General features: G+C 43.4%; 15 protein-coding genes, 4 tRNA genes and 3 rRNA genes. 8 read left to right on the top strand and 14 right to left on the bottom strand.

The annotated features are described in order from the left end of the window. Positions 1-47: 47 nt before the first annotated feature. Together JMX94_RS01290 and JMX94_RS01295 are read right to left on the bottom strand one after the other, a co-directional pair. Positions 48-407, bottom strand: a complete 360-nt coding sequence (locus JMX94_RS01290; protein WP_201562554.1) for a hypothetical protein — start codon at positions 405-407, stop codon at positions 48-50. Positions 408-498: 91 nt separating this feature from the next. Continuing rightward, a complete protein-coding gene (locus JMX94_RS01295; protein ID WP_201562556.1) occupies positions 499-876 on the bottom strand; it encodes an arsenate reductase in 378 nt (125 codons plus the stop codon). 280 nt (positions 877-1,156) lie between these two features. On the opposite strand from JMX94_RS01295, the gene leuS reads away from it, so the two are divergent. The 7 genes from leuS to JMX94_RS01330 all read left to right on the top strand — a co-directional run bounded on the left by leuS (position 1,157) and on the right by JMX94_RS01330 (position 10,567). Next, the gene (gene leuS / locus JMX94_RS01300; protein ID WP_374220387.1) at positions 1,157-3,874 is read left to right on the top strand and encodes a leucine--tRNA ligase; all 2,718 of its coding nucleotides are present in this window, start codon (positions 1,157-1,159) and stop codon (positions 3,872-3,874) included. Between the two features lie 142 nt (positions 3,875-4,016). Continuing rightward, the gene (gene lptE, locus JMX94_RS01305; RefSeq protein WP_227673460.1) at positions 4,017-4,736 is read left to right on the top strand and encodes an LPS assembly lipoprotein LptE; all 720 of its coding nucleotides are present in this window, start codon (positions 4,017-4,019) and stop codon (positions 4,734-4,736) included. Positions 4,737-4,901: 165 nt separating this feature from the next. After that, on the top strand, positions 4,902-5,990 hold the full coding sequence (gene holA / locus JMX94_RS01310) for a DNA polymerase III subunit delta (RefSeq protein ID WP_201562558.1): 1,089 nt from the start codon (positions 4,902-4,904) through the stop codon (positions 5,988-5,990). Positions 5,991-6,399: 409 nt separating this feature from the next. Further along, on the top strand, positions 6,400-7,776 hold the full coding sequence (locus JMX94_RS01315) for an efflux RND transporter periplasmic adaptor subunit (RefSeq protein ID WP_227673461.1): 1,377 nt from the start codon (positions 6,400-6,402) through the stop codon (positions 7,774-7,776). A 104-nt stretch (positions 7,777-7,880) separates the two neighbouring features. Further along, positions 7,881-9,875 carry a MacB family efflux pump subunit gene (locus JMX94_RS01320; protein ID WP_201562560.1) on the top strand — a complete coding sequence of 665 codons (1,995 nt, stop codon included), beginning with the start codon at positions 7,881-7,883 and terminating at the stop codon, positions 9,873-9,875. 379 nt (positions 9,876-10,254) lie between these two features. Further along, positions 10,255-10,330, top strand: a tRNA-Lys gene (locus JMX94_RS01325). Positions 10,331-10,491: 161 nt separating this feature from the next. After that, positions 10,492-10,567, top strand: a tRNA-Lys gene (locus JMX94_RS01330). 103 nt (positions 10,568-10,670) lie between these two features. On the opposite strand, the gene JMX94_RS01335 is transcribed toward JMX94_RS01330, so the two are convergent. The 5 genes from JMX94_RS01335 to JMX94_RS01355 form a co-directional block, all read right to left on the bottom strand. Continuing rightward, positions 10,671-11,447, bottom strand: a complete 777-nt coding sequence (locus JMX94_RS01335; protein ID WP_201562562.1) for an MBL fold metallo-hydrolase — start codon at positions 11,445-11,447, stop codon at positions 10,671-10,673. A gap of 289 nt (positions 11,448-11,736) precedes the next feature. Then, positions 11,737-13,824: a catalase gene (locus JMX94_RS01340; protein WP_201562564.1), complete on the bottom strand. Its 2,088-nt coding sequence runs from the start codon at positions 13,822-13,824 to the stop codon at positions 11,737-11,739. 467 nt (positions 13,825-14,291) lie between these two features. After that, positions 14,292-14,945 (bottom strand): DUF938 domain-containing protein, encoded by a 654-nt coding sequence (locus tag JMX94_RS01345; RefSeq protein WP_201562566.1) that lies wholly within the window; start codon positions 14,943-14,945, stop codon positions 14,292-14,294. A gap of 81 nt (positions 14,946-15,026) precedes the next feature. Then, positions 15,027-15,491 (bottom strand): flavodoxin family protein, encoded by a 465-nt coding sequence (locus JMX94_RS01350; protein ID WP_201562567.1) that lies wholly within the window; start codon positions 15,489-15,491, stop codon positions 15,027-15,029. A gap of 116 nt (positions 15,492-15,607) precedes the next feature. Then, positions 15,608-16,018 carry an OsmC family protein gene (locus JMX94_RS01355; RefSeq protein ID WP_201562570.1) on the bottom strand — a complete coding sequence of 137 codons (411 nt, stop codon included), beginning with the start codon at positions 16,016-16,018 and terminating at the stop codon, positions 15,608-15,610. A 228-nt stretch (positions 16,019-16,246) separates the two neighbouring features. Here JMX94_RS01355 and JMX94_RS01360 point away from each other — a divergent pair, with 228 nt between their 5' ends. Beyond that, complete coding sequence (locus tag JMX94_RS01360) at positions 16,247-17,989, top strand: hypothetical protein (RefSeq protein ID WP_201562572.1); 1,743 nt, start codon at positions 16,247-16,249, stop codon at positions 17,987-17,989. Positions 17,990-18,269: 280 nt separating this feature from the next. Here the strand turns inward: JMX94_RS01360 and rrf are convergent. The 7 genes from rrf to pssA form a co-directional block, all read right to left on the bottom strand. Further along, positions 18,270-18,384: ribosomal RNA gene (gene rrf / locus JMX94_RS01365) — 5S ribosomal RNA — on the bottom strand. A 182-nt stretch (positions 18,385-18,566) separates the two neighbouring features. After that, positions 18,567-21,419, bottom strand: a 23S ribosomal RNA gene (locus JMX94_RS01370). Between the two features lie 358 nt (positions 21,420-21,777). Further along, positions 21,778-21,853 (bottom strand) — tRNA-Ala (locus JMX94_RS01375). Between the two features lie 8 nt (positions 21,854-21,861). After that, positions 21,862-21,937 (bottom strand) — tRNA-Ile (locus JMX94_RS01380). A gap of 76 nt (positions 21,938-22,013) precedes the next feature. Beyond that, positions 22,014-23,543: ribosomal RNA gene (locus JMX94_RS01385) — 16S ribosomal RNA — on the bottom strand. Together the 16S, 23S and 5S rRNA genes with 2 tRNA genes alongside form the textbook arrangement of a ribosomal RNA operon. 720 nt (positions 23,544-24,263) lie before the next feature. After that, entirely contained in the window at positions 24,264-24,815 is a 552-nt protein-coding gene (locus tag JMX94_RS01390; protein WP_227673462.1) for a hypothetical protein, read from the bottom strand. A 290-nt stretch (positions 24,816-25,105) separates the two neighbouring features. Beyond that, the gene (gene pssA / locus JMX94_RS01395) at positions 25,106-26,053 is read right to left on the bottom strand and encodes a CDP-diacylglycerol--serine O-phosphatidyltransferase (protein ID WP_227673463.1); all 948 of its coding nucleotides are present in this window, start codon (positions 26,051-26,053) and stop codon (positions 25,106-25,108) included. Position 26,054 lies beyond the last annotated feature (1 nt).

A 26,054-nucleotide genomic window follows, 5' to 3' on the forward strand; every position in this document is an offset into this window, starting at 1 on the left:
ACAAGCTTGGGATTTTTATTTATCAAAACTGCTTAATTTGGAATTTTCTAATAAGCGCAAAACTCTACGTTACTATGGCTACTATTGCCATACACTTTCATGTGGTGATTGCCTTTGCGCTGGGTGATATAAGAGTTTTCATTTTCATAGCGATCGCCGCTCAAACGCCCATCTGACCCTGAGACATAAGCGACACTAATTTGGTCGTCACCGACGTTACGAATCACTAATTTTTGATCAGGCAGCAACCATAAACGAAATACTTTGCCGTTTTTGAGATTGCCACTAAAATTACCGCAATAACTGTCTTTAGCAAAGGTAATTTTGGTTGACGTATCAGCAGCTTGCGCGGTGACAGTTAATAAAGGCGCTAACGCAAACGCTGCTATCAATATTAATTTTCTCATAATCTTATCCTCGTCCGTGAATATGATGAGCCAGCAAACTTAATAATAATTTATAATTTGCCAAACTGATAGCGTTTTTATGAGCACTTATTTATAAAAAAGCCGCCTCAAACTCAGCTTCATCAAAACCACATAATAGTATCGGCTGACCATTATTTTTATCTGCCAGCTGACCTTCAACTATCGGACGTTTAATCATACTGGTATTTTCTACAAGCAAATCAATGGCGCTATTTACATTAGCATCAGCGGCTTGTTTCTGCTCATCGGTGAGCTTGCGCCATGTGGTGCCGCGTTTATTTAGCACTTTATCAATACCTAGCTCATCTATCCAACGTTGAACGCTCTCTTTATCGATACCTTGCTTTTTATAATCATGAAAATCATAGCTGACGCCGAGCTCATCAAGTTTAGTAAAAGCTTTTTTCATGGTGCTACAAGATTTGATACCGTAAATAGTGATGCTCATAAAAACTCCAAATCAATTATCATTATTTTATTAATTACACTTAAGCAAATTATTATACCTAACGCGCACTATTATATCTAAGTAGACAGCTATATCTGAGCGTATCGGCATTTTCTTTATGAGGGCAAAACATCCCTAAGCGTATTCACTTTACAGATTTATCGCCTTTACGGTGAGCAAACACCCCATCATATCGTCGCAATTTTTGCCAAATTACGCTATGCTATGGCATTGTAAAATTTTACCCAATTTATCTGTAATAACCTATTCCGAGCCAACTATGAGCAACGCCGTGACAGCAGAAACTGCTAATACTACCCATACCAATAATACTTCTATCGATAACGCCCAGTATCAGCCGCAACTTATTGAAGCGGCGCAACAAGCCAAATGGGCAACTGACAAGCGTTTTGAAGTAAGTAATGAGCCAAGCGACAAACCAAGTCGCTATATGCTGTCGATGTTCCCTTATCCAAGCGGTAAGCTGCATATGGGTCACGTGCGTAACTATACTATCTCTGATGTACTGAGCCGTTATTATCGCCTAAAAGGCTATGAAGTCATGCAGCCAATGGGTTGGGATGGTTTTGGTCTGCCAGCAGAAAACGCCGCGATTGCCAATCAAACACCGCCTGCCGAATGGACGTTTGCCAATATTGACAGCATGCGCGCGCAGCTTAAATTGCTTGGTTTGTCTATTGATTGGTCACGTGAATTTGCTACTTGTAGCCCTGAGTATTATCAGTGGGAACAGTGGTTGTTTTTGCAGTTATACAAAAAAGGCTTGGTTTATAAAAAGCTTGCCACTGTTAACTGGGATCCGGTCGACAACACCGTATTAGCCAATGAGCAAGTCATCGATGGTAAAGGCTGGCGTAGTGGCGCGGCGGTCGAAAAGCGCGATATCCCAATGTATTACTTTAACATCACCGATTATGCTGATGAGCTGCTTGATGATTTAGACCAGTTAGAAGGTCACTGGCCATCTGAAGTGCTAACCATGCAACGTAACTGGATTGGTCGTAGTGCCGGTATGGAAGTCCATTTCCCTTATGAGCTGGCTGGCGAAACCAATACCTTAGATGTGTTCACGACCCGTCCTGATACTTTGATGGGTGTGACTTATGTCGCAGTCGCGGCCGAGCATCCGTTGGCACAATACGCATCTGAGCATAATGAAGCGATTGCCCAATTCTGTGCCCTTTGTAAAAAAGGTTCAGTTGCTGAAGCTGATTTGGCTAAAGCCGAAAAAATCGGTATGGATACCGGTCTTACCGTCACTCATCCACTTACTGGCGAAGAAGTGCCTGTATGGGTTGCCAACTATGTACTGATGAGCTATGGCTCAGGTGCGGTGATGGCAGTTCCTGCTCATGATGAGCGTGATTATGAGTTTGCGACCAAATATAATTTGCCGATTAAGCAAGTGATTGACATTCCTACAGGCTTTCTTGATCAAGTAGAAGAAGACGCCAAAGCGAATAATACTGAGAGCAATCGTGCTTATACCGAGCGCAATACCTTAGTCAATTCAGGCGAATTTGACGGCATGGACTTCGACCAAGCGTTTGAAGCGATGCTTGCTAAGCTTGAGCCACAATCTCTTGCAAAGAAAAAAATCCAATACCGTCTGCGTGATTGGGGTGTCTCTCGCCAGCGTTATTGGGGCTGCCCTATTCCAATGGTCAACTGTGAGCATTGCGGTACGGTGCCGGTTGAAGAGCAAGATTTGCCAGTGGTCTTGCCAACTGACGTCGTCCCTGACGGTCGGGGTAATCCACTAAAAAATATCCCAGAATTTGTCAATACCACTTGCCCTAAATGTGGCAATCCTGCTGAGCGTGAAACCGATACCTTTGATACCTTTGTAGAGTCGAGCTGGTACTATGCGCGCTTTGCCAGCCCACACGATACAACCAATATGGTCAATAAGTCTGCCGCCAATAAATGGCTACCTGTCGACCAATATATCGGTGGCGTAGAACACGCGGTTATGCATCTGCTTTATGCGCGCTTCTTCCATAAGCTCATGCGCGATGAAAACTTGGTATCAGGCGATGAACCATTCGCCAATTTGATGACTCAAGGTATGGTACTTGCCGGCACGTTCTACCGCGTGAATAGCGATGGCAGTACCACTTATTACTTCACCGAAGACATCGATATTGACTTTAACGAGCGTGGTCAGCCGATTAAAGCCATTTTAAAATCAGACGGTCAGCCAGTGACGATTGGTAAAATCGAAAAAATGTCGAAGTCAAAAAACAACGGTGTCGATCCACAAATTACCATTGATAAATATGGCGCGGATACCGTGCGCCTTTATACCTTATTTACTGCACCTGCTGACCAAACACTAGAATGGTCAGACGATGCATTAAAAGGTCCTTATAACTTTGTTAAAAAAGTTTGGCGCATTGCGACCGAGCATATGCAAGCACTGACTGCTGCAAATTTAAATCTTGATACGCTAAATAATGAAGCACTCAATACGGATAACTTAAGCAAAGAAGCGAAAGCCTTACGCCGTAAAACCCATGAAACGATTGGCAAGATTGACAGTGATTTGGGCAAACGCCTAGCACTCAATACGCCAGTTTCTAGCCTAATGGAGCTTGCTAACGAGTTAAGTAACTTTAAAGCAAACAGTGAGCAAGACCTGCAAGTCCAGCATGAAGCACTGATTGATTTATTGATTATCCTATCGGTATACGCGCCGCACATCGGTGAGCATTTGCTTGAGCAATTAGGAATGGATACCGTTACCCTAAACTATCCAGAAGTCGATGCAAGCGCTCTAGTGCAAGACATGATTACGATGGTGGTGCAGGTTAACGGTAAAATGCGCGGTAAAATGGATGTCGCGCCTAATAGCGATCCTGAGCAGCTGAAAGCGCAAGCAAAAGCGCTCGAAGGCGTGGCAAAATTCCTTACAGGCGAGATTAAAAAAGAAATCGTCGTACCAAATAAACTGGTTAATATCGTGGTTGCAGGCTAGACCTTTACAACGTTATGTTTTCAAAAACTAGGTTTTTAGACGTTGCGCTTTTGAATGCAGCGTTTTTAAACCTAGTGTTTTTAAACCCAGCATTTTTAGACATTGCGTTTTAGGTCTTCTTATCAAAATAAGGATAGCGATTATGTCGTATAAGCACCGAGCTTTGCAGGCACATCAAGCAAAATCAGACGGACAAAGCAGCATGATTCGTAAATCAGGTACCCAAAAACTGCTAACAGCGCTACTGACAGCTTTGCCAATATTTGCGGTATTGGGTGCAGGTGCCAGTCTCAGTGGTTGCGGTTTTCAGCTACGCGGCTATGATGCACCCATGCTATTTGATGTTGCTAAGACAGCGGTAATTATCGAAGACAATCGTACCTCATTTCCATTGAAACGTCCCCTAACACGGCGTCTACAATCATTGGGTGTTGAGGTTATTGATAATATGACCTTGGCTGATGTGGCCAGCAATAACCAAAAAGTGGGCGCAGAAACCATTGCAGCAATTACAGTTAATAATGTCCGTTTTAAGCGTTATGAGCTGGTTGGTGTCTTGACAGAGATTCGCTTGGTGATGTCAGCTGATGTCAGCTATCAAAGCGTAGAGAATGGCAAACCTGTGACACTGACCAACCCTATCCAAGTTGAGCGCAGCTATCAATATAATGAGGCATCGGTGAGTACCGATGATCAGCAGGGCGATCAAATTCGTGATTGGCTTTACGACAGCTTAGCGCGCCGAATTACCGATCAATATGTGGCGATTGCGCTGCCTAAGATTGCCCCTAACAGTGGCAAACCAGCTACGCAAAATGGTAAAGGTTCAGCATCTACTGCTGTTATCGTACCGCAATCTTAAGGTTGCTGTTTTTTCATTTTTAAACGTTCATGTTTTAACAATATCATTGTTAAAAAATAACCTTACTAACGTTGCCTTTATTTAAAGTGCTTTTTCATTTGAAGTACTTTTTAAAACAATGGCAGCGTTACTCCCCTATTCATAACCTTGTGTCCTTCTTCGTCTATGCAAGATACTTTTATACAAGCTTATCCAAAACTACTACAGCCCTCCGTTGCAGTAGCAGGCTTGTGGCTGGCACACGGTGATGAGCCCTTACTCAGTCAATTGCTTATCGATGCCCTGCGTCCGCATTGGCGCGCGCAGAATTACGCCATTAAACGTATCGAGCTGGTGTCAGTAAAGAGCTGGCAGGAAGTATTGTCAGAGCTTGGCAGTCAGTCTTTATTCGATGATGCTAGTGCGCTTATCGTGACGGGCAATCATAAACCTGATAAAGCGGTTATTGCCGAACTAGAACGTTTTGCCGTCGATGCACAGACAGGAGCACATAGTCATAGCTTGTTATGGCTCACGCCAAAGCAGGATAAACGCGCCCAAACCAGCAAATGGTTTGCACCATTTGCGCAATATGGTCACGTTATCGACTGCAATTTGTATAACGAGCAACAACGCCAGCAGTTATTGCAGATACAAGCCCAGCAGTTTGGCTTAACACTGTCGCAAGAAGCTTGGCAACTACTGATGTCACATACCGAGCATCATTTGCTCAGTGCTTATCAAACCTTATGGCGGCTATCGTATTTATTTGCGCCGCAATTGATGGCAGAGGTTGATAGCAGCACTAACTATAATACTAATACTGCAAAACCCTCTAACGCGTCTATGACAAATGTGGCATTAGATATTAATGACTTACAAGCGGCATTGGTCAGCGATGCGCAGTTCAGTGTATTTGATTTATCCGATGCGATGCTTGCTGGCAATAGCGCCCAAGTTGCTAAAATTATATTTCAGCTGAAAGCGACTGATGAGCCAACCACCTTGGTTTTATGGGCGATTAGTAAAGACATGCGCCAGATTATGCAATTGATGGACGGACAAGACCCGCAAGCGCTTGGCATTTGGCGTAGCAAACAAGGCTTATACCAGCAAGCATGCCGCCGCCACTCAAAAGCTCAAACTGCGACTTGGCCTGCTCTGCTTTATCGCTGTGACCAAGCCATCAAAGGTCTCGTTCGTCAGCCAGCTTGGGAGTTATTACTGCAAGCAGCGCTTGAGCTATCAGGGCGAAGGTTGTTTCAAGCACATTAAACTATCAAGCAAGCACATTAAACTATCAAGCAAGCATATACTGATTCCAATAAAAAAGCAGATAGCGGGATAGGAATGAGTTTTTTGCAGCCTCTGTCGGCGTAGGCACAGCAAGCAAAAAAAACGTATTCCTGTCCCGCGTCATAATCTAATGTATTTCTTTTATTTATTATTAACTCTACGGCGTAGCTTATTAAAGATAAAACATCACGTTTTCTTATTTAGCCCTTTTTATAGGGTTATTTTTTGTCTGTAATTTGTCGAATTATTACTACCACTATTTCTCCTCTTAACGTTTCGCAAACTAATTGCCATTCCCTTTTGTCCAGCAAGCCTCTACTATAGCTACACTTGATTTAACTGTGATTGGATTGTTGTCATGCGCAAAATGAGCAAAAAGTCTGCTATTATGAGCAAAAAGTCTGCTATTAAATGGGGCATTATTGCCCTCGTCATCATAGCTTTAGGGGCTTTGGCCTATAAAACCTTTAAACCAAAAGAAACCACACCCAACTATCTAACAGCGACCGCTGAGATTGGCGATATCGAAAATAACGTCATGGCCTCCGGTAAAGTTAAGGCGTTAAATACCGTCGATGTGGGTGCACAGGTATCGGGTGAAGTGACACGGCTGTTTGTTGAAGTCGGTGATGAAGTGCAAAAAGGCGATTTAATTGCGCAGATTGATCAGGTTACTCAAAAAAACAATCTAAGCAATGAGCAAGCGAGCCTTGAGCAAAGTGAAGCGGCATTACAAAGTGCCCGTGCCGAGTCGCTAAGCCGTCAGGCAAGCCTAAAAAGTGCGCAAGCGGATCTTGCCAGCCGTCAAGCTGAGCTGAGACAAGCACAAGCAGACTTCTCGCGCTTGCAAGGCTTACTGGCTATCGATGCGATATCGCAGCAGGATTATGATACGCAAGCAACAAAGGTTGCCACCGCTCAGGCATCGGTCGCTAATGCGCGCGCTGCTATCGAGACAGCAAAAGCCGCAATAGCGACCACCGAGGCGAATATCAATAGCCAACAGGCGGCATTACGTAAATCTCAAACCAACGTCAGCACCGCGCAGGAAGATTTAAGCTATACCACCATTCGCGCGCCAATGTCAGGGACGGTGGTATCGGTGACCACTGAGCAAGGGACGACGGTCAACGCCAACCAAACTGCACCGACCATTGTTACCTTAGCCGATTTATCGACCGTGCGTATCAATGCGCAAATCTCTGAAGCCGACGTCATTAACGTCAAAGCAGGCTTACCCGTCTATTTTAATATCATTGGTAATCCCGACCAAAAGTATGATGCGACCCTTAAAGCCATTGAACCGGCTCCTGAGAAAATCAGCGATACCAGCTCGACCGATGCCGCCATCTATTACGTCGGCTATATCGAAGTGCCCAATACCGAGCGCCGCTTTCGCATCGATATGACCGCGCAAGTGTATATCGTTATTAATCAAGCAAAAGATGCGCTACTTATCCCCTCTGCTGCCCTGCAACCTGCCGGTAAATCTAAAAAATCCAGCAAGGCTAAAAAAGAGTCACTCACTGCTAATAATACTGCCAACTATAATGCTAACGATGACTCGGCTGCAACCATGGCCATGGTGCGTGTACTTAAAGCCGACGGCGAAGTCGTCGAGCAAACCGTCAAAGTTGGTATCAATAACCGCGTCAATGCTGAAATCTTAAGCGGTCTTAATAAAGGCGATGAGGTTATATTAAGCGAAGAAGGACCGGATAGTGGTAAAGGCAGTAAAGGTGGCAGAGGCGGTCGACCGTTTTAATATTTAAAAGGTGCTAGAAAACCGCTGTAAATAAAATCGTCGCTAGCAAAACATCAGCTTTGGCTTTGATAATGACTTGAGATTTGAGATAAGCAGGATAGCAAATGAGCAACCAAGACCTAACTTCTAATGTAACTGATACGCCGTTGATGGAAGTCAAAGGACTGATTAGAGAGTTTAAAGCTGGCGAGCAGACCATTCGCGTCTTGCACGATATCAATTTGACCATCAATCAAGGCGAGATGGTCGCTATCATCGGGCAATCAGGCTCAGGCAAATCAACCCTGATGAATATCTTGGGCTGCTTAGATCAAGCAACTGCGGGCGATTATAAAATATTTGGTCAATCGGTCAGCCGCCTAGATGCAGATGAGCTGGCAAAACTGCGCCGTGAGCACTTTGGTTTTATTTTTCAGCGCTATCATCTATTAGGCGATATCAATGCCCGCGACAACGTATCTGTACCGGCTGTTTACGCAGGGATGGATGGACAAGCGCGCAGCGAGCGTGCCGAAAAACTATTGTCAGATTTAGGCTTGGCGGACAAGGTCAATAATCGCCCAAGCCAATTATCAGGCGGTCAGCAGCAGCGTGTCTCTATCGCAAGGGCGCTAATGAATGGCGGTGATATCATCTTAGCCGACGAGCCAACAGGCGCGCTAGATAGTAAATCCGGTGAAGATGTCGTACAAATCCTCAAAGATTTAAACGCGCAAGGTCATACCATTATTATGGTCACCCACGACCCTAGCCTTGCCGCCCAAGCTGAACGCGTCATTGAAATCAAAGACGGTTATATCATCGCTGACTATAAAAACGAAGACTATCAGCAAGCAGAAGCCCAGCCAGCGGCGATGATAGATAAGCACCGTAAAAGTGCCTTTAGCAGCTTTATCGACCGCTTATTTGAAGCCTTTAAAATGTCCTTACTTGCCATGCGCGCCCATAAAATGCGCACGTTATTGACGATGTTAGGGATTATCATTGGTATTGCTTCAGTGGTATCAGTAGTCGGCCTTGGCAAAGGCTCTCAAGCGCAGATATTGTCCAATATCAGCTCCTTAGGTACTAATACCATTACCGTCACCGACGGCTATCCCTACGGTGACCCTAGGCGTCAGTACAACGATGACAACCTAACCCCACAAGACGCCCAAGCGGTCGCTGACCAGCCTTATGTGGTCAGTGTCAGCCCGCAGCTCAATAGCAATATGAACGTGCGCTATCGTAATATCCAAGAAGCCGCCAGTATCAGCGGCGTCGGTAAAGATTATCTTGATGTCAGCGGTGAAAAGCTGGCACTAGGTCAAGGCTTCGATGAGCAAAGCATCTTGCGCCGTACCCAAGATATCATTATCGATGATAATGCCAATAAAACCTTTTTTCCTGACAATGCCAATCCGATTGGCGAAGTATTATTGATAGGTAGCGTCCCTGGGCGTGTGATTGGGGTTTTAGAGCCAAACGATGGTGGCTTTCGTCGCAGCGTCGATTCGCCCACGTTATATATGCCCTATACCACCATGATGTCGCGGCTGATAGGCAGTGCCTATATTGAGAGCTTTGTGGCGCTGATTGACAATAATATCTCCTCTGCTGCCGCTGAGTCTGCCATCGCTGAGCTAATGACTAGCCGTCATGGCACCGATGATTTTCGCATACGCAACTCCGACTCTATCCGTCAAACCATTGAATCTACCACAGCTGCTATGACGTTATTAATATCTTCTATCGCTATTATCTCGTTAATTGTTGGCGGGATTGGCGTCATGAATATCATGCTGGTATCAGTGACCGAGCGCACCAATGAGATTGGCGTACGTATGGCCGTCGGTGCCCGTCAAAGCGATATCATGCAGCAGTTTCTGATTGAAGCCGTTTTGGTCTGTATCTTAGGGGGCTTATTGGGTATTGGACTGGCATTTGCCATCGGTGAGCTGATTAACCGTGTCGGCGGTGATAGCTTTAAAGTTATTTACTCATCGACCTCTATTATTGCCGCCTTTGTGTGCTCAACGCTGATTGGAGTTGTATTCGGCTTCTTACCTGCTCGTAATGCTGCCAAACTAGATCCAGTAGAAGCACTTTCTCGAGATTAGAATAATTTTACGACTAACGCTAAAGGTAAACGTCAAAAAACAAAGTTGAAAACGCCCTATTAATAGGTTTTTAAAGTCTCTAAAAGCCAATTAATCCTTAAATTTAAAAAAATATGATTAATTTGCACGGATTTGCACTTTTTTTAGCATTCGGGGTTGTAATTGTCATAATTATATATATAATGTGCTCTCACGTTTAGAGATACAAATAATCTAAACGGGTAAACAAGCTTATTGTCTCTTTTGATATTGATTCATGAATAGATAAAGAAATGAAGCTTTAGGACATTGTTTTTGATGTCTGGTTTTAATAAATTTCCCTTTAAGGAAATTTATCTTGCGAAGCTAAAATTGTCATGCAATTTTTTAACGCTTCTCAGGGCCGATAGCTCAGTTGGTAGAGCAGTTGACTTTTAATCAATTGGTCCCGCGTTCGAGTCGCGGTCGGCCCACCATCTTTAGTATTACTCTTATCATGTATGCTACCCTATCCGGTAGTAGCGTAATAAGTTTAAACGTTTTAAGAAGCTTTCTTTTAGAATGCTTTACAGAATTTACGAAAATGTAAATTCTCTTGCAGAGTTAAAAAAGCAGTGCTTTTTTTATATACTCTTCAGGGCCGATAGCTCAGTTGGTAGAGCAGTTGACTTTTAATCAATTGGTCCCGCGTTCGAGTCGCGGTCGGCCCACCATATTTAGAAAAGCCCAGTCATTTAATGATTGGGCTTTTTTTTATGCTTTTTTTGGCTAAATGTTTTATTAAAGCTGTAGTTTATAGCGTAAACGTTTTAGCTTTTAACGTTTACGAAGGCTAAAACCGTCATTTTGTCGCCAAAGCAATTTATGCTTAATGGTATCTTTAATGGTCCGCCGATGTTTAGGCGCTTGGGCAATCAGCTTGTCAAAAGTGGCGGCATCAATATCCAACTCACAACCATGCGCCATCATGACATTTGACGGTTTTAAATCTTTTACCTTTTGTAGCGACTGAATATAAACTTTAGGATCATAAATGGGAAATGGCGCGACAAATTTATGGCGCAGCTTGATGATTAAATCAGCGGTATACACCTGACGGCTTGGCAGATGAAACAAAGATAAATCACGATCCGTATGCCCTGGCGTCTCAAGTACCTGCCAATCATCAAACTGGGGTATCGTATCACCATCGCCAACCGTCAAATCAGGTTGCAGATGCGCGCTATACCAAAGCCTTGTAATAGCACGCCCTTGCCGCTTGGCCACATAATGCGCTAAACCGATATCCACCAGATGCATAACTCGCCCGCCAACACCGCTATACCACTGGCTCTCTTTCGCAGCAGAGACGATCAAGCAGCCAGTTGCCGTGCGCAGTTTGTGCGCGCCGCCCGCATGATCTGGATGCATATGGGTGACGACCACTACTTTTAAATCGCTGATTGGGCGCTTAAGAGTATTTTTAATATAACCCAGCACCAGCGCCACATCAGGACGACAGCAGCCGTCTAATAGCATCAATTTATCTGGATAAACCGCGAGATAGCTACTTTGAATATACCCATCCAAGCGTACGATATGACATAAACTCATTTATCTTCCTTGACCGCTTTCCTGTCATTCCACTAGCAAACCAGTGACGTATTAATGATATGTTTTATTCACTTTATTGCTAATAAAATGAAAATTCGTCCTTTAGTATAACGCCCATCCCTTTAAAATAAATGACTTTGAGTGAACGCTTGTGACTATAGATAAGTAGTTTATATGGCTTTTATTGGGCATTTAAAGCGCGGAGATAATAAAAAACCCAGCACCTAGTTATGACTAGCGGCTGAGTTTTTTATTATTAAAAGAGCTAACTATTAAGCTAAATCATCAATTAAGCCAAGTCACGCACTTTTGGCTCCCGTTCCCACAAGCGCGATTTGGCATTTTCGATAAAGCTATCAAGTTCAGCCAGTGGCGTGACAAACGCATCTTTTTCAATCGGTAATTTACTTAAGATAAACTCATCGGTCGCCCCGCAATAAGCAATGGCTTTACAATGCGCATAGGCATCATTAAACCAATCAAGCGTGGCACTGTCTTTAGCCAGCTTCTTTGCTTGCTCGGGCATAATGATACTGACCACCGCATCAAACATCACTGACGGACCACCAGCTACGCGCTCGTCGGCTTGTATGCGAGTATCATCGTCTAAAACCACCTCTTTACTTGGTGCGACAATTTTCACACGAGCGCCCGCCGCTTTCGCCGCCTCTTCAAACTTCTTAATTTCACTGTGTTTTGAGCCTTCTGCAACTAAAATGCCAATTAAGCGACTTTTTAGGGTTTTAGGCGTCAAGCCAATCGTTTGTAATTTCTCAGAAGTCGCCATATCTTGTATCGGCGCAGCAGGCTCTGCCGCCTCTGGCAATTCCATGCCCAACGCTTTTGCAACACGCTGTGCCAAATCTTCATCAATATTCAGCAGATGGCCAAGCATACGCGTACGAACATGGGCGGTATCTACTTTACCCAGCTCAAAGGCATAGGCTGAGGCAATATGCGCTTGCTCAGTTGGCGTTTGGCTAAGGTAGAACATACGCGGCTGGCTATAATGATCAGCAAAGCTTTCAGCGCGTACGCGACCTTTGACGCCATCATCTAGCTGCTCATGGAACGACTCAAAACCTTTTTTAATACTTTCACGCGGTCTTGTTGGGTCAAGGCTTTGTGGCTCATAAAGGACGCGCGTTTTTGGCACTTGCATCTGCATATGACCGTCTTGCTGATTATTAGCAAACGGACATTTTGGCGCATTAATCGGAATTTGCGCAAAGTTTGGCGAGCCCAAACGTGACAGCTGCGTATCTAAATAACTAAACAGGCGACCTTGTAATAAAGGGTCATTACTAAAGTCGATGCCCGGTGGCAGATGCGATGGACAGAACGCCACTTGCTCCGTTTCAGCAAAGAAATTATCCGGATAACGATTTAACACCATTTTACCTACGATACGTACTGGCACCATTTCTTCTGGAATCAGCTTGGTGGCATCTAAGTGGTCAAACGGAAACTCATTGGCTTCCTCTTCAGTAAATAGCTGGACGCCAAATTCCCACTCTGGATAATCGCCATTATTAATCGATTCAAATAAATCACGGCGATTATAATCGGGATCTGCGCCAGAGATTTTAACCGCTTCATCCCAAATCAGCGACTGCACGCCAAGTACTGGTTTCCAATGGAAACGTACAAAGGTGCTCTTGCCGTCCTTATTAATAAAGCGATAGCTATGAATACCAAAGCCTTCCATCATCCCCAAGCTACGCGGCAGCGCGCGATCACTCATCAGCCAAATGACATTATGCATGGTCTCAGGGCTAAGCGAGACAAAATCCCAAAAGGTATCATGGGCAGAGGCCGCTTGCGGGAAACCACGATCCGGCTCAGGCTTAACGGCATGAACCAAATCAGGAAATTTCATCGCATCTTGAATAAAGAAAATCGGCATATTGTTACCAACGATGTCCCAGTTGCCCTCTTCAGTATAAATTTTCACCGCAAAACCACGCACATCACGCGGCGTATCTTTTGAGCCTTTATTACCAGCAACCGTAGAAAAACGGGTAAATAATGGCGTTTGCTTACCTGTTTCAGTCAAAATCTTAGCAGTGGTAAATTCTTCTAACGATTCGGTCAACTCAAAATAACCATGGGCAGCACTACCACGCGCATGAACGATACGCTCTGGAATACGCTCATGGTCGAAGTGATTAATCTTTTCGCGTAAAACAAAATCTTCTAATAGCGTCGGACCACGTGCGCCCGCCTTCAGGGAGTTTTGATTGTCAGAGATGACCACGCCTTGCTGGGTTGTCATCGCTTTAGTATCGCCATCGGCACGCTGATGCGTTTCACCGCCATTGCCGCGTTCAGTATTCATATCTTTAGCGGGGTCGGTATGATCAATATTATTATTCATAAAATATCCTAGCTAATGAGTAAAAATGAGCGATAGATAGCCCATTTAATAAGCGCTAACACAGTTTTATATCCTTAGAGATGGTTTTGACTTCATATGTCGTTTAATTTTCTGTGTTGCACGGCTGATTTTAAAAGATGAAAAAGCTTTTAAATATTAAGACACTTAAGCTCATCAATTATATTACTCAAAAACTACGGCAGGTATGTCACATATATCGTTAAGCGTGTTGATGTTTGGTTAAGCATGAAACGCGTTGTCACTGCGTGAAGATATGCCTTTATAACGAGGCGTTAATGAGGTTGTTACTGAGATTACAGGCAAAGGTATATTAATAGGCGTTTATGCTGAGGAATTAGGCACTCTTAACAGCGCCACTTTGAATTTTTTAGCGGATAAATAGAATGGACGTTATCAATAAGGGTAAGTTGGCATTGTTAAAGCATGTTTTCTAAAATATATATGCATTAAGATTTCTTTTGAAAGACCAATATCTGGTTATTAGCCGGCATCATATAGGTATTAGATAGCACTAGATGATGTGAATTTGCCAAATCTATAACGTCTTCTAAATGACGAATACCACTGTTGCTATCGCGTTGCCGTAAGCTATGGTCAAACTGACGATTACTTTCACTGCTATAACGGCCATTTTCGTTAAAGGGTCCATAAATGATAAACTTACCATTTAAAGGTAGCATATCGCCGACCAATTCAAATAACTTGCTAACCAAAGACCACGACATAATATGCAAAGTATTGGCGGTAAATACTGCATCATAAGGCGCAGCAACAGCCTTATTTATCGGCACCGAATCACACGATACATCAAAAATAAGCGGCGCATATAAATTAGGCGCAGGATAAGCAGCATGCCAAGCGTTGATAGTCGCATGATGCGCGAACACATCACTGGTCTGCCAGTTTACATGCGTCAATCTTGGTGCAAAATAGACACTATGCTGACCGGTTCCAGAACCCACTTCTAAGACATGAGTAAAGTCTTGCAATTCTTGCTGTAAGATTTCTAGAATCGGCTGCTTATTATTTTCACACGCTTGAGAGAATGGCAGTCCAGCCGTAAGAGTAGACTGTTTATTATCTGAGTTATGATTAAGCATAAAACCTCTTATCTTGATAATAACTAAATAGCAACGGGATATAAATTACCAACCAAGTATCAATAAATTAAAGATTAAGCACTAATAAATACCCGCTTCTAGCCCAGCTGCCAGTGTCATCGCCAGCTCTTCGACTTGCTCAGTAAATCCCTCTTGCCAATCACCTTGTAAAATCAGCGCTTCTTGAATCCATTCCCAACGCAGTCCGGTCGTAATCGTTTTCATAGCAAGCTTAGTGCCCGTACCGTCATGACCTGCGCGAATATATAACGCAAACGGCATGCCCTGCTTCTTCTCTAACACCGGATAATAACAGCGATCAAAAAAATCTTTGGTCAGTCCTGCCATATAAGCCAAGTTCTCAGTCGTCCCCAATAACAAAGCATCCGCAGCCAGCACATCTTCAGGCTGGGTATCTTGGGGAGATTTGAGTATGACATTGATGTCTATATCGGGATGATTGGCACCATCGTAAGCCGCTTGTGCTAATTTTTTGGTATTAGGCGACGGCGCATGTGCGACGATAAGTAAGGTTTTGCTAGCCATATCAATCACCCTTATAGAGGTTACTAGTTTTTGAAATTAGTAGTTCTTAGAATCAATAGCTATTAGCATTAATAGCTTTTAGAATTAATAGCTTTTAGAATTAATAGCTCTTAGAATTAATAGCTCTTAGAATTAATAGTCACTCTTTGAATGATATCAGGATGGATACTTTTAGCAACCGGACAAGTAAGCGCAGTGTTATAGAATATCTTTTGCGTCTTGTCATCTAACTCTTGATTAAAAGTAATGGCAATATGCACTTCACTAACGCGTCTTGGATCAGCAGCCATTATTTTGGTCACCTCGCTCGTAGTACCTGCGATATCAATCTCCATATCACGCGCTTTAATACCAATAATCGTCAACATGCAACTGGCTAAGCTGGTCGCTAACAAATCAGTAGGAGAAAACGCCTCACCTTTACCTTGATTGTCAGTCGGTGCATCAGTGATGATTTCATTACTAGACTGTAAGTGAATGGCGGTAGTACGTAGGTCACCTTGGTAGGTTACCTTTGAGGTTGTCACTTAATGTTCTCCTATATTACATATATATCAGATGGACTAGCATTAGAAAAGAAACTTATATCAATTGTTAATATCAATTAAACTATTTATGTGTAGAAATGAATATAAAATAACAAAACAACCTATACAAATTAGACACAAACCCTCTATGATAGTACAACTGTACACTATAAATGTTTGATTAGCGTACTTTCTTATACTGTAAAAATGCCCAAAGGATTAAATATAATGGATATTCTTGAAATCTCTGAATATCAACTTTATAAGCTTAAATCGATAGACCCAAGCCTGAGCGCAGACTGGCAAGAAACTATTAGTCTCATTCTTCCAGATCTAAATAAGGAAAGCCAAAACAGTATACATAAAAACATATTAGAGCCTCGAGGTATCTATGTTGATAAAGGCAAAGGTTTGATATACAAACGTCCCGTTACCCTAAAAAAAACTATAAAAGACATTCAAACTAATAATAAAGACTTAATCTCCATAGCCTCAGATATGTTAAAAATTATTGATTCATGCATCGAATACTACGATGCTATACAACTCGCTGATGAAATTGAAGCTATATTTAGTTATTTAGACAACTTGGATCTACATAACTTACCAAAAGAACAGAAAAATCGTAAAAAAATACGAGTAGCTTTTTTATATGATTTAGCACAGTGGATAGATAAAGTTAATCTCAATGTCCATGCTGGACTGCGCGGGTTAGACGCTCACATGGTAAAATCATACTTAAAAGAAGTTTTTATTAAGCAGAAAATCCAAGGTAGGGATTTTCGAAAATGGGATTCATCAGACATAAGCTTCCAAGAGTTGACATACCTACCCCGTTTCATCAAACATGAAGGGGGAAAAAGAAGTTTTATGATAGTAGAAGGGCTGGAATATTGGTTCTTGATTGGTAGTGCAGATAAACGTGGTAAGAATCCCTATTCATTTCGACGGTTTCTTCATGAAGATAATACTGGAATTGATACTAAAAAACATATCTATCTGACCCACGCTGTGATCAGAAAATATCATATGAATGACTCACAATATCTAGCTTATGCTTCCTATATTATGAGCAGGTTCTATACCCTTGATAGTGGAGTGCCCGACACTCTATCAAGGTTTATTAATGAAATCCAAAAGCTCGATAAAATATATTTAAAGCCTTTACTAAGAAAACGGCTTGAACAAGATGGCGGTTCTACAGAAGCCATTATAAAAGAGCGGATGATAACTTACGAGAAACAAGTCTCAGTACTTATACTAGGGAAATTACCCAGAATTATTCAAACAACACTACATAATATAAATGATCAAGACTATTTGTTCCATAATTTGGATCAATTAATTAAGCAAATGATAGATAATCTTCAAGATTTCAGATTACAACCTTTGGCAATCCACTCTACCAGTAGTGAAATAATGTCAATTAAACTGATTGCACTAAGAAAACTACTAATAAAATCACATAATCTACTTTGTTCCCAAGAAAAAAGTACGGAAGAGCGTACAAAAATGATGAGTAAACCGCTATTTAAAATCCAAGAAAGAGTAAGCGAAATTGATATATCTACAAAAGAGCTTAAAGAGTTAAAAGATAACCTTAACGATTACTCTCAAATTAAAGAAAAGGGAACTTTTTGGGAAAAAATAAAGTTAGGAAGAAGACCTAATTACACCATAGAAGATATCACTAAAGAAAAACTAATACTTCAAGAAGATATTTTCATGTCAATTATCAATCTGGCTAAAAATAAAAGCCAAGGTATGGTATATGTAGAATTCGAATGTGATGAAGTAATAAATAAAAGCTATAGGCATTATGCATTAGCAGATGGAGAATTAGGAATTAGTCGCCTACCTAGAGTGTTGAGACTACCTGAAGACAGAAAGAAATTTAATATTGAAACCATAAGAGAGACAATAAACCAAAATGTTTTTGAATCTAATCAACCATGGAATATACAATCATAAATATTGATTTTAAAAAGGATACTTATATGATTATATAATTAAAACTTAGATACTTAGATCTTAATCGTTAAATATCATCATTGGCTTTAGATTTCTTTTTTTATAGGCATCGTTATGATTATAGTGCAATAAAGAAACCAGCTAAGAAGCCTCTCTAACTAATTAGTATAGGGTATAGTTTGTTCTAGTAGTGTTTTTACAGCTCCCTAGAGCATCTATAAACCACCCACGAAAGAAAAGCCCCTCAACAATTAAGTTGAGGGGCAATTCAGGAATAGAGAGCTGACGATGACCTACTCTCACATGGCCGGAGCCACACTACCATTGGCGCGATGATGTTTCACTTCTGAGTTCGGGAAGGGATCAGGTGGTGCCATCATGCTATTGTCGTCAGCAAAGGGGGTTAGATATGAGTCTGATGTTGTTATTTTGACTTTAAGTATTATCTTTTAGTCTCATCAACATAAACCTAACTGAATCAAGGTTTAAGGTGATATCGAAATATATATATTCTATAAGCTTTCGCTTATACAAGATAGATTAATTAGAGCTTTGATACAAACCACTTGGGTGTTGTATGGTCAAGCCAAACGAGCAATTAGTACAGGTTAGCTACACACATCGCTGTGCTTCCACACCCTGCCTATCAACGTCGTAGTCTTCAACGGCTCTTTAGGGAAATCTAATCTTGAGGTGGGCTTCCCGCTTAGATGCTTTCAGCGGTTATCCCATCCGAACGTAGCTACGGCAATGCCACTGGCGTGACAACCCGAACACCAGAGGTTCGTCCACTCTGGTCCTCTCGTACTAGGAGCAGATCCTCTCAAATTTCCAACGCCCACGGTAGATAGGGACCGAACTGTCTCACGACGTTCTAAACCCAGCTCGCGTACCTCTTTAAATGGCGAACAGCCATACCCTTAGGACCTGCTTCAGCCCTAGGATGAGATGAGCCGACATCGAGGTGCCAAACACCGCCGTCGATATGAACTCTTGGGCGGTATCAGCCTGTTATCCCCAGAGTACCTTTCATCCGTTGAGCGATGGCCCTTCCATACAGAACCACCGGATCACTAAGACCTACTTTCGTACCTGCTCGACTTGTGGGTCTCGCAGTTAAGCGCGCTTTGCCTTTATACTCTATGAACGATTTCCGACCGTTCTGAGCGCACCTTCGTACTCCTCCGTTACTCTTTAGGAGGAGACCGCCCCAGTCAAACTACCCACCATACATTGTCCTCGGTATTGTTATACCTGAGTTAGAACCCCGACATGACCGGGGTGGTATTTCAAGATTGGCTCCACAAACACTAGCGTGTCTGCTTCAAAGCCTCCCACCTATCCTGCACAAGTCAGGTCAAAGTTCAATGTAAAGCTGTAGTAAAGGTTCACGGGGACTTTCCGTCTAGCCGCGGGTACACAGCATCTTCACTGCGATTCCGATTTCACTGAGTCTCTGCTGGAGACAGCGCTGCCATCATTATGCCATTCGTGCAGGTCGGAACTTACCCGACAAGGAATTTCGCTACCTTAGGACCGTTATAGTTACGGCCGCCGTTTACTGGGGCTTCGATCAAGAGCTTCGCTTACGCTAACCCCATCAATTAACCTTCCAGCACCGGGCAGGCATCACACCCTATACGTCCACCTTCGTGTTTGCAGAGTGCTGTGTTTTAATAAACAGTTGCAGCAGCCTGGTATCTGCGACTGCCAACAGCTCAAGGAGCAAGTCCTATCACCATCGGCAGCGTACCTTCTCCCGAAGTTACGGTACCATTTTGCCTAGTTCCTTCAGCAGAGTTCTCTCAAGCGCCTTGGTATTCTCTACCTGATCACCTGTGTCGGTTTAGGGTACGATTCGTTTATAACTATTGCTTAGAAGCTTTCCCGGAAGCATGGTATTTGCCACTTCGCTGTACAAGTACAGCTTGCTATCAGATCTCAGTATAATGACAGTCCGGATTTGCCTAAACTGTCTACCTACATCCTTTCACTGGACAACCAACGCCAGGCTGACATAACCTACTCCGTCCCTCCATCGCATTATAAACAAGTATCGGAATATTAACCGATTTCCCATCGACTACGCCTTTCGGCCTCGCCTTAGGGGTCGACTCACCCAGCCCCGATTAACGTTGGACTGGAACCCTTGATCTTCCGGCGTGCGAGCTTTTCACTCGCATTATCGTTACTCACGTCAGCATTCGCTCTTGTGATACCTCCAGCATGCTTTACAACACACCTTCACAGGCTTACACAACGCTCCCCTACCACTTGAAAACAAATTCAAATCCGCAGCTTCGGCTCCTAGTTTGAGCCCCGTTACATCTTCCGCGCGGGCCGACTCGACTAGTGAGCTATTACGCTTTCTTTAAAGGATGGCTGCTTCTAAGCCAACCTCCTAGCTGTCTATGCCTTCCCACCTCGTTTCCCACTTAACTAGGAATTTGGGGCCTTAGCTGGCGGTCTGGGTTGTTTCCCTCTCCACAATGGACGTTAGCACCCACTGTGTGTCTCCCGGATATCACTCATCGGTATTCGGAGTTTGCATCGGTTTGGTAAGTCGGTATGACCCCTAGCCGAAACAGTGCTCTACCCCCAATGGTGTTCGTCCGAGGCGCTACCTAAATAGCTTTCGGGGAGAACCAGCTATCACCGAGTTTGATTAGCCTTTCACCCCTATCCACAAGTCATCCCCTGGCTTTTCAACGACAGTGGGTTCGGTCCTCCGGTGCCTGTTACGGCACTTTCAACCTGCTCATGGATAGATCACTCGGTTTCGGGTCTATGCCCTGCAACTAATTCGCCCTATTAAGACTCGGTTTCCCTACGGCTCCCCTAAACGGTTAACCTTGCTACAGAACATAAGTCGCTGACCCATTATACAAAGGTACGCGGTCACCCTAATAAATTAAGGCTCCCACTGCTTGTACGCACACGGTTTCAGGTTCTATTTCACTCCCCTCACAGGGGTTCTTTTCGCCTTTCCCTCACGGTACTGGTTCACTATCGGTCAGTCAGGAGTATTTAGCCTTGGAGGATGGTCCCCCATCTTCAAACAGGATTTCTCGTGCCCCGCTCTACTTAATATGTTAACTCTAATGTTTCGAATACAGGACTATCACCTACTACGGTCAGCTTTCCCACGCTGTTCTTCTACATTAGAATTAATCGGCTTCTCCCCGTTCGCTCGCCGCTACTAGGGGAATCTCATTTGATGTCTATTCCTAAGGGTACTGAGATGTTTCACTTCCCTCGTTCGCTTCTTGTACAAGTACAAGATACCTACCTTATGGTAAGTGGGTTTCCCCATTCAGAAATCTCCGGATCACAGGATATTGCCGCCTCCCCGAAGCTTATCGCAGGCTGTCACGTCTTTCATCGCCTCTGACTGCCAAGGCATCCACCATGTGCGCTTCATTACTTGACCATACAACCCCAAGTAGTCTCGACTTTAAATAAGTCTTAACTTCAAAGTGTTATAAAATCTAATTATGATAACGATATCACCTATGTTTATACGCTTGATTCAGTTCTCTTTACTTTTTAATAACTCACTACTGGGATAACAACTGATGTCGTTAAGTAGTGAGTTATTAAGGTTAGGAACAACGCGTGAACACGTGTTCCTAACCCAGACTCATATCTATGTTTTTAAATAGTTCTTACGCTCTCGTCGAGTCATAAGTTCTGTATAAAACAGAAAGAAGTAATCTTAGACAAATCACTTGTTTCTGTTGAATACCTATTGTATTTATTGGCATCTAAAGCTTACTTGGCGTTTATAGTGGTGGAGCCAAACGGAGTCGAACCGTTGACCTCCTGCGTGCAAGGCAGGCGCTCTACCAACTGAGCTATGGCCCCATGTAAAATGGTGGGTCTAAGTGGACTTGAACCACTGACCCCGCGTTATCAACACGGTGCTCTAACCAGCTGAGCTACAGACCCAATTACGCTTGTTATAAACGTAAGCTTAAACTAAAGAACAACTTGTTGTGAATTCTTGCTGACCGAATGCCATCTATAAGGAGGTGATCCAGCCGCAGGTTCCCTACGGCTACCTTGTTACGACTTCACCCCAGTCATCAACCACACCGTGGTGAACGCCTTCCTTACGGTTAGGCTATCCACTTCTGGTGCAATCAACTCCCATGGTGTGACGGGCGGTGTGTACAAGGCCAGGAACGTATTCACCGCGGCATTCTGATCCGCGATTACTAGCGATTCCTACTTCATGGAGTCGAGTTGCAGACTCCAATCTGGACTACGATAGGCTTTTGAGACTCGCATCACATCGCTGTGTAGCTGCCCTCTGTACCTACCATTGTAGCACGTGTGTAGCCCTGGTCGTAAGGGCCATGATGACTTGACGTCGTCCCCGCCTTCCTCCAGTTTGTCACTGGCAGTATCCTTAGAGTTCCCGGCTTCACCCGCTGGTAACTAAGGACAAGGGTTGCGCTCGTTGCGGGACTTAACCCAACATCTCACGACACGAGCTGACGACAGCCATGCAGCACCTGTATTCTAATTCCCGAAGGCACTCCCGCATCTCTGCAGGATTCTAGATATGTCAAGACCAGGTAAGGTTCTTCGCGTTGCATCGAATTAAACCACATGCTCCACCGCTTGTGCGGGCCCCCGTCGATTCATTTGAGTTTTAACCTTGCGGCCGTACTCCCCAGGCGGTCTACTTATTGCGTTAGCTGCGTCACTAAGTCCTCAAGGGACCCAACGACTAGTAGACATCGTTTACGGCGTGGACTACCGGGGTATCTAATCCTGTTTGCTACCCACGCTTTCGAACCTCAGTGTCAATATGATGCCAGAAGGCTGCCTTCGCCATCGGTATTCCTCCAGATCTCTACGCATTTCACCGCTACACGGAATTCTACCTTCCTCTCACCTATTCTAGCCTAACAGTATCAGATGCAGTTCCCGAGTTAAGCCCGGGATTTCACATCTGACTTATCAAGCCACCTACGCTCGCTTTACGCCCAGTAATTCCGATTAACGCTTGCACCCTCTGTATTACCGCGGCTGCTGGCACAGAGTTAGCCGGTGCTTATTCTGCAGCTAATGTCATCGTCCATGGGTATTAACCATGGAGTCTTCTTCACTGCTTAAAGTGCTTTACAACCAAAAGGCCTTCTTCACACACGCGGCATGGCTGGATCAGGGTTGCCCCCATTGTCCAATATTCCCCACTGCTGCCTCCCGTAGGAGTCGGGCCGTGTCTCAGTCCCGGTGTGGCTGATCATCCTCTCAGACCAGCTACAGATCGTCGCCATGGTAGGCCTTTACCCCACCATCTAGCTAATCCGACTTAGGCTCATCTAATAGCGAGAGCAACAAGTTGCCCCTTTCTCCCGTAGGTCGTATGCGGTATTAATTCGAGTTTCCCCGAGCTATCCCCACTACTAGGTAGATTCCTAAGTATTACTCACCCGTCCGCCGCTCGACGCCTGATAGCAAGCTATCATCGTTTCCGCTCGACTTGCATGTGTTAAGCCTGCCGCCAGCGTTCAATCTGAGCCATGATCAAACTCTTCAGTTTAATCTTGCTATGAAGCTCTTTAAAGAAGCTTCTAAACTTGGCTCATCTAATCTGGCAAAATCGCTAAAAATTATGTTCGTAATGAATTAACTTTGAGTTTTTCTGCTGTCTTAAATGATAATTTTTATAGTTAATAATCTCTCCGAAAAGAAAAGATAGTCAACTTTATTTTTAGCATTCTGAATCAGCAAAAATCCACACAAGTTGTTCTTTAGTTATGCTTTTAAATAGTGTCACGCTACTGTCGTCCAGTAGATGATATATAGGGTATTTCTCTTTGCTATCCAGTCTAAGTTAATAACTTATCCTATCTAGCGAGCCGACTATCATATCATAATGATTTGGTTTGTCAAGCTTTTTATAAATTGTTTCAATAAGCTATCTGGGTTTGTTATATGTAATTCACATATATGTCATTCCAGTTCGTCTTAATGAGGAGCGTATCATAGACGGTTTGAGCTGGGTGTCAAGTGGTATATTCTTTTATTTTAAACTGAATTAGTCTAAAATGAATTTGCTCGGTTGGATGATTAAGTAGTAGCTTGGTTAAAACCCGCTATTGTTAATCAGTGGTAATCCACTTTCCAATCCGCCTTCCCTTCCGACTGGGTGGCATTATACGCGGTTTTATAAGGGGGTCAAGGGGGTTTGAAGGTTTATTTCTGATTTTTTGATAATGCTAAAGCTGGATATCAATCTAAGACGCTATCTAAGATACTATTAAGGGCAAAGATTCTTCGTCCATATCCCTGCTTTGTTACCGCGAACGCATTGATATTGCACACCATACTGAACCCAATGCCAACTTAATTTAGATGGCGCACCTTTTAAGGTAAAGCTAATACGATAACGTTCTGCGCTAACACTATCATCCATGAGACCTGAACGGGTAATGACAACAACGGCTGTCTTGGGCTGGGCTTTTGATGGATAGAAGAAAGTTTGCGCCAAATCATAATCCGCGGACACCTCATTAATACTGCTATTGATGAGTTTGAGCTTTTCAAAACCACAAGAAATCAGCCCTGTTTGAATAGGACACGGTGCTGATGCATAAGTCACTGCGCGGCCATTAACGCTTAAATGCTTAAAGTTGGCTGGATTTGCAGCTTCAGCCCGAGATATGGGACTTATTGAGTTGCTAGTATTGGCATATGAAGATGCTGAAACCAGTGATAATGAAAATAAAGCACTCGCTATCAAACCTCTTATCAAGTGTGTTGAGGTATTTGAGACCGGTAATAGATGATTAAAACTATTTAAGTGCAGCATAATAACCTCGACGTTTATTATCAAATAGCGTTATAAAAAGGCTAGTCATATAATGTTTATATAGCTATACCATACAATAACATATTAAAATTATTTAATAATAACTCCAACCAGGTGTTATTTGTGTCTTTTTATTATAACCATCTCAGTTGTTATGATTATCTCTATCAGAGCCGTATATTGGTATGCAACTCACCCCCCTAGCACGCAAATAAAAACCGCCTATTAAAAAATAAGCGGTTCGTATGTGCATGTCTTAAGCTAACATCTACTATAAAGCAATCATAGCGTTAACTGGTGGCTTTGCTTTTTAGCGTAGTAAAGATACCTGATAACGCATAGATGATACCAATGGCTAAGATGCCCACAGGGATATCATATAAGATGATACTCATGACCAATACGCCAATGATAAGCACCACAAAAGGTACTTTCTTCTTGTCGAACTCTTTAAAGCTATAATATTTGACGTTGCTGACCATCAATAAACCGCAGATAACGACCCACGCGGCAAATAAAAACATGACGGCAGTATCGTATTGTCCGATCCATTCGTTATGATCGACCGCAACCATCACCGCTGCCGTAACCAAGATAGCCGCCAATGGACTTGCCAAACCGACAAAGTATTTTTTATCGACAATGCCAACTTGAACGTTAAAACGCGCGAGGCGGAAAGCGGCACAGGCAGTAAAGACAAACGCACACCCTAACCCGACACGACCTAAAGGCTCTAAAGCGAAGCTATAAATCAAAATGGCAGGTGCAACCCCAAAGGCCAGCATATCGGCAAGTGAATCATACTGCTCGCCAACAGGGCTTTGTGCATTAAGCATACGCGCGACCCGCCCATCAGCGCCATCAAGAATGGCGGATAAGAAAATCGCCAGTGATGCTTTATAAAACTCGCCTTGGGTACTGGCTAAAATAGAATAAAAACCCGATAGTAACGATAAGGTTGTGATGAGATTGGGCGCTAAATACACACCGCGACTGACCACGCGCTTGCCTTCTGCAACTTCTGCTTCAATCACCTCAAAGGTTAGGCCATCATAATTGTCATTATCCGCGAGGCGAATATTGAACTCATGCTCATCGACAAAAGGCGGCTGAGTGGCGGCGCTATCTTGTAATAGTGGCTCTTTTACCAAACCGTCATTCATAACTTTATCAGTTACTAGACTGCTCTTGGCAAGGCCATCCTTTGCAATGCTACTTGATGATTGATCAGTCGTCATA

Origin of the sequence: Psychrobacter sp. CMS30 (assembly GCF_904846565.1) — a bacterium.
Taxonomy (GTDB): Bacteria; Pseudomonadota; Gammaproteobacteria; order Pseudomonadales; family Moraxellaceae; genus Psychrobacter; species Psychrobacter maritimus.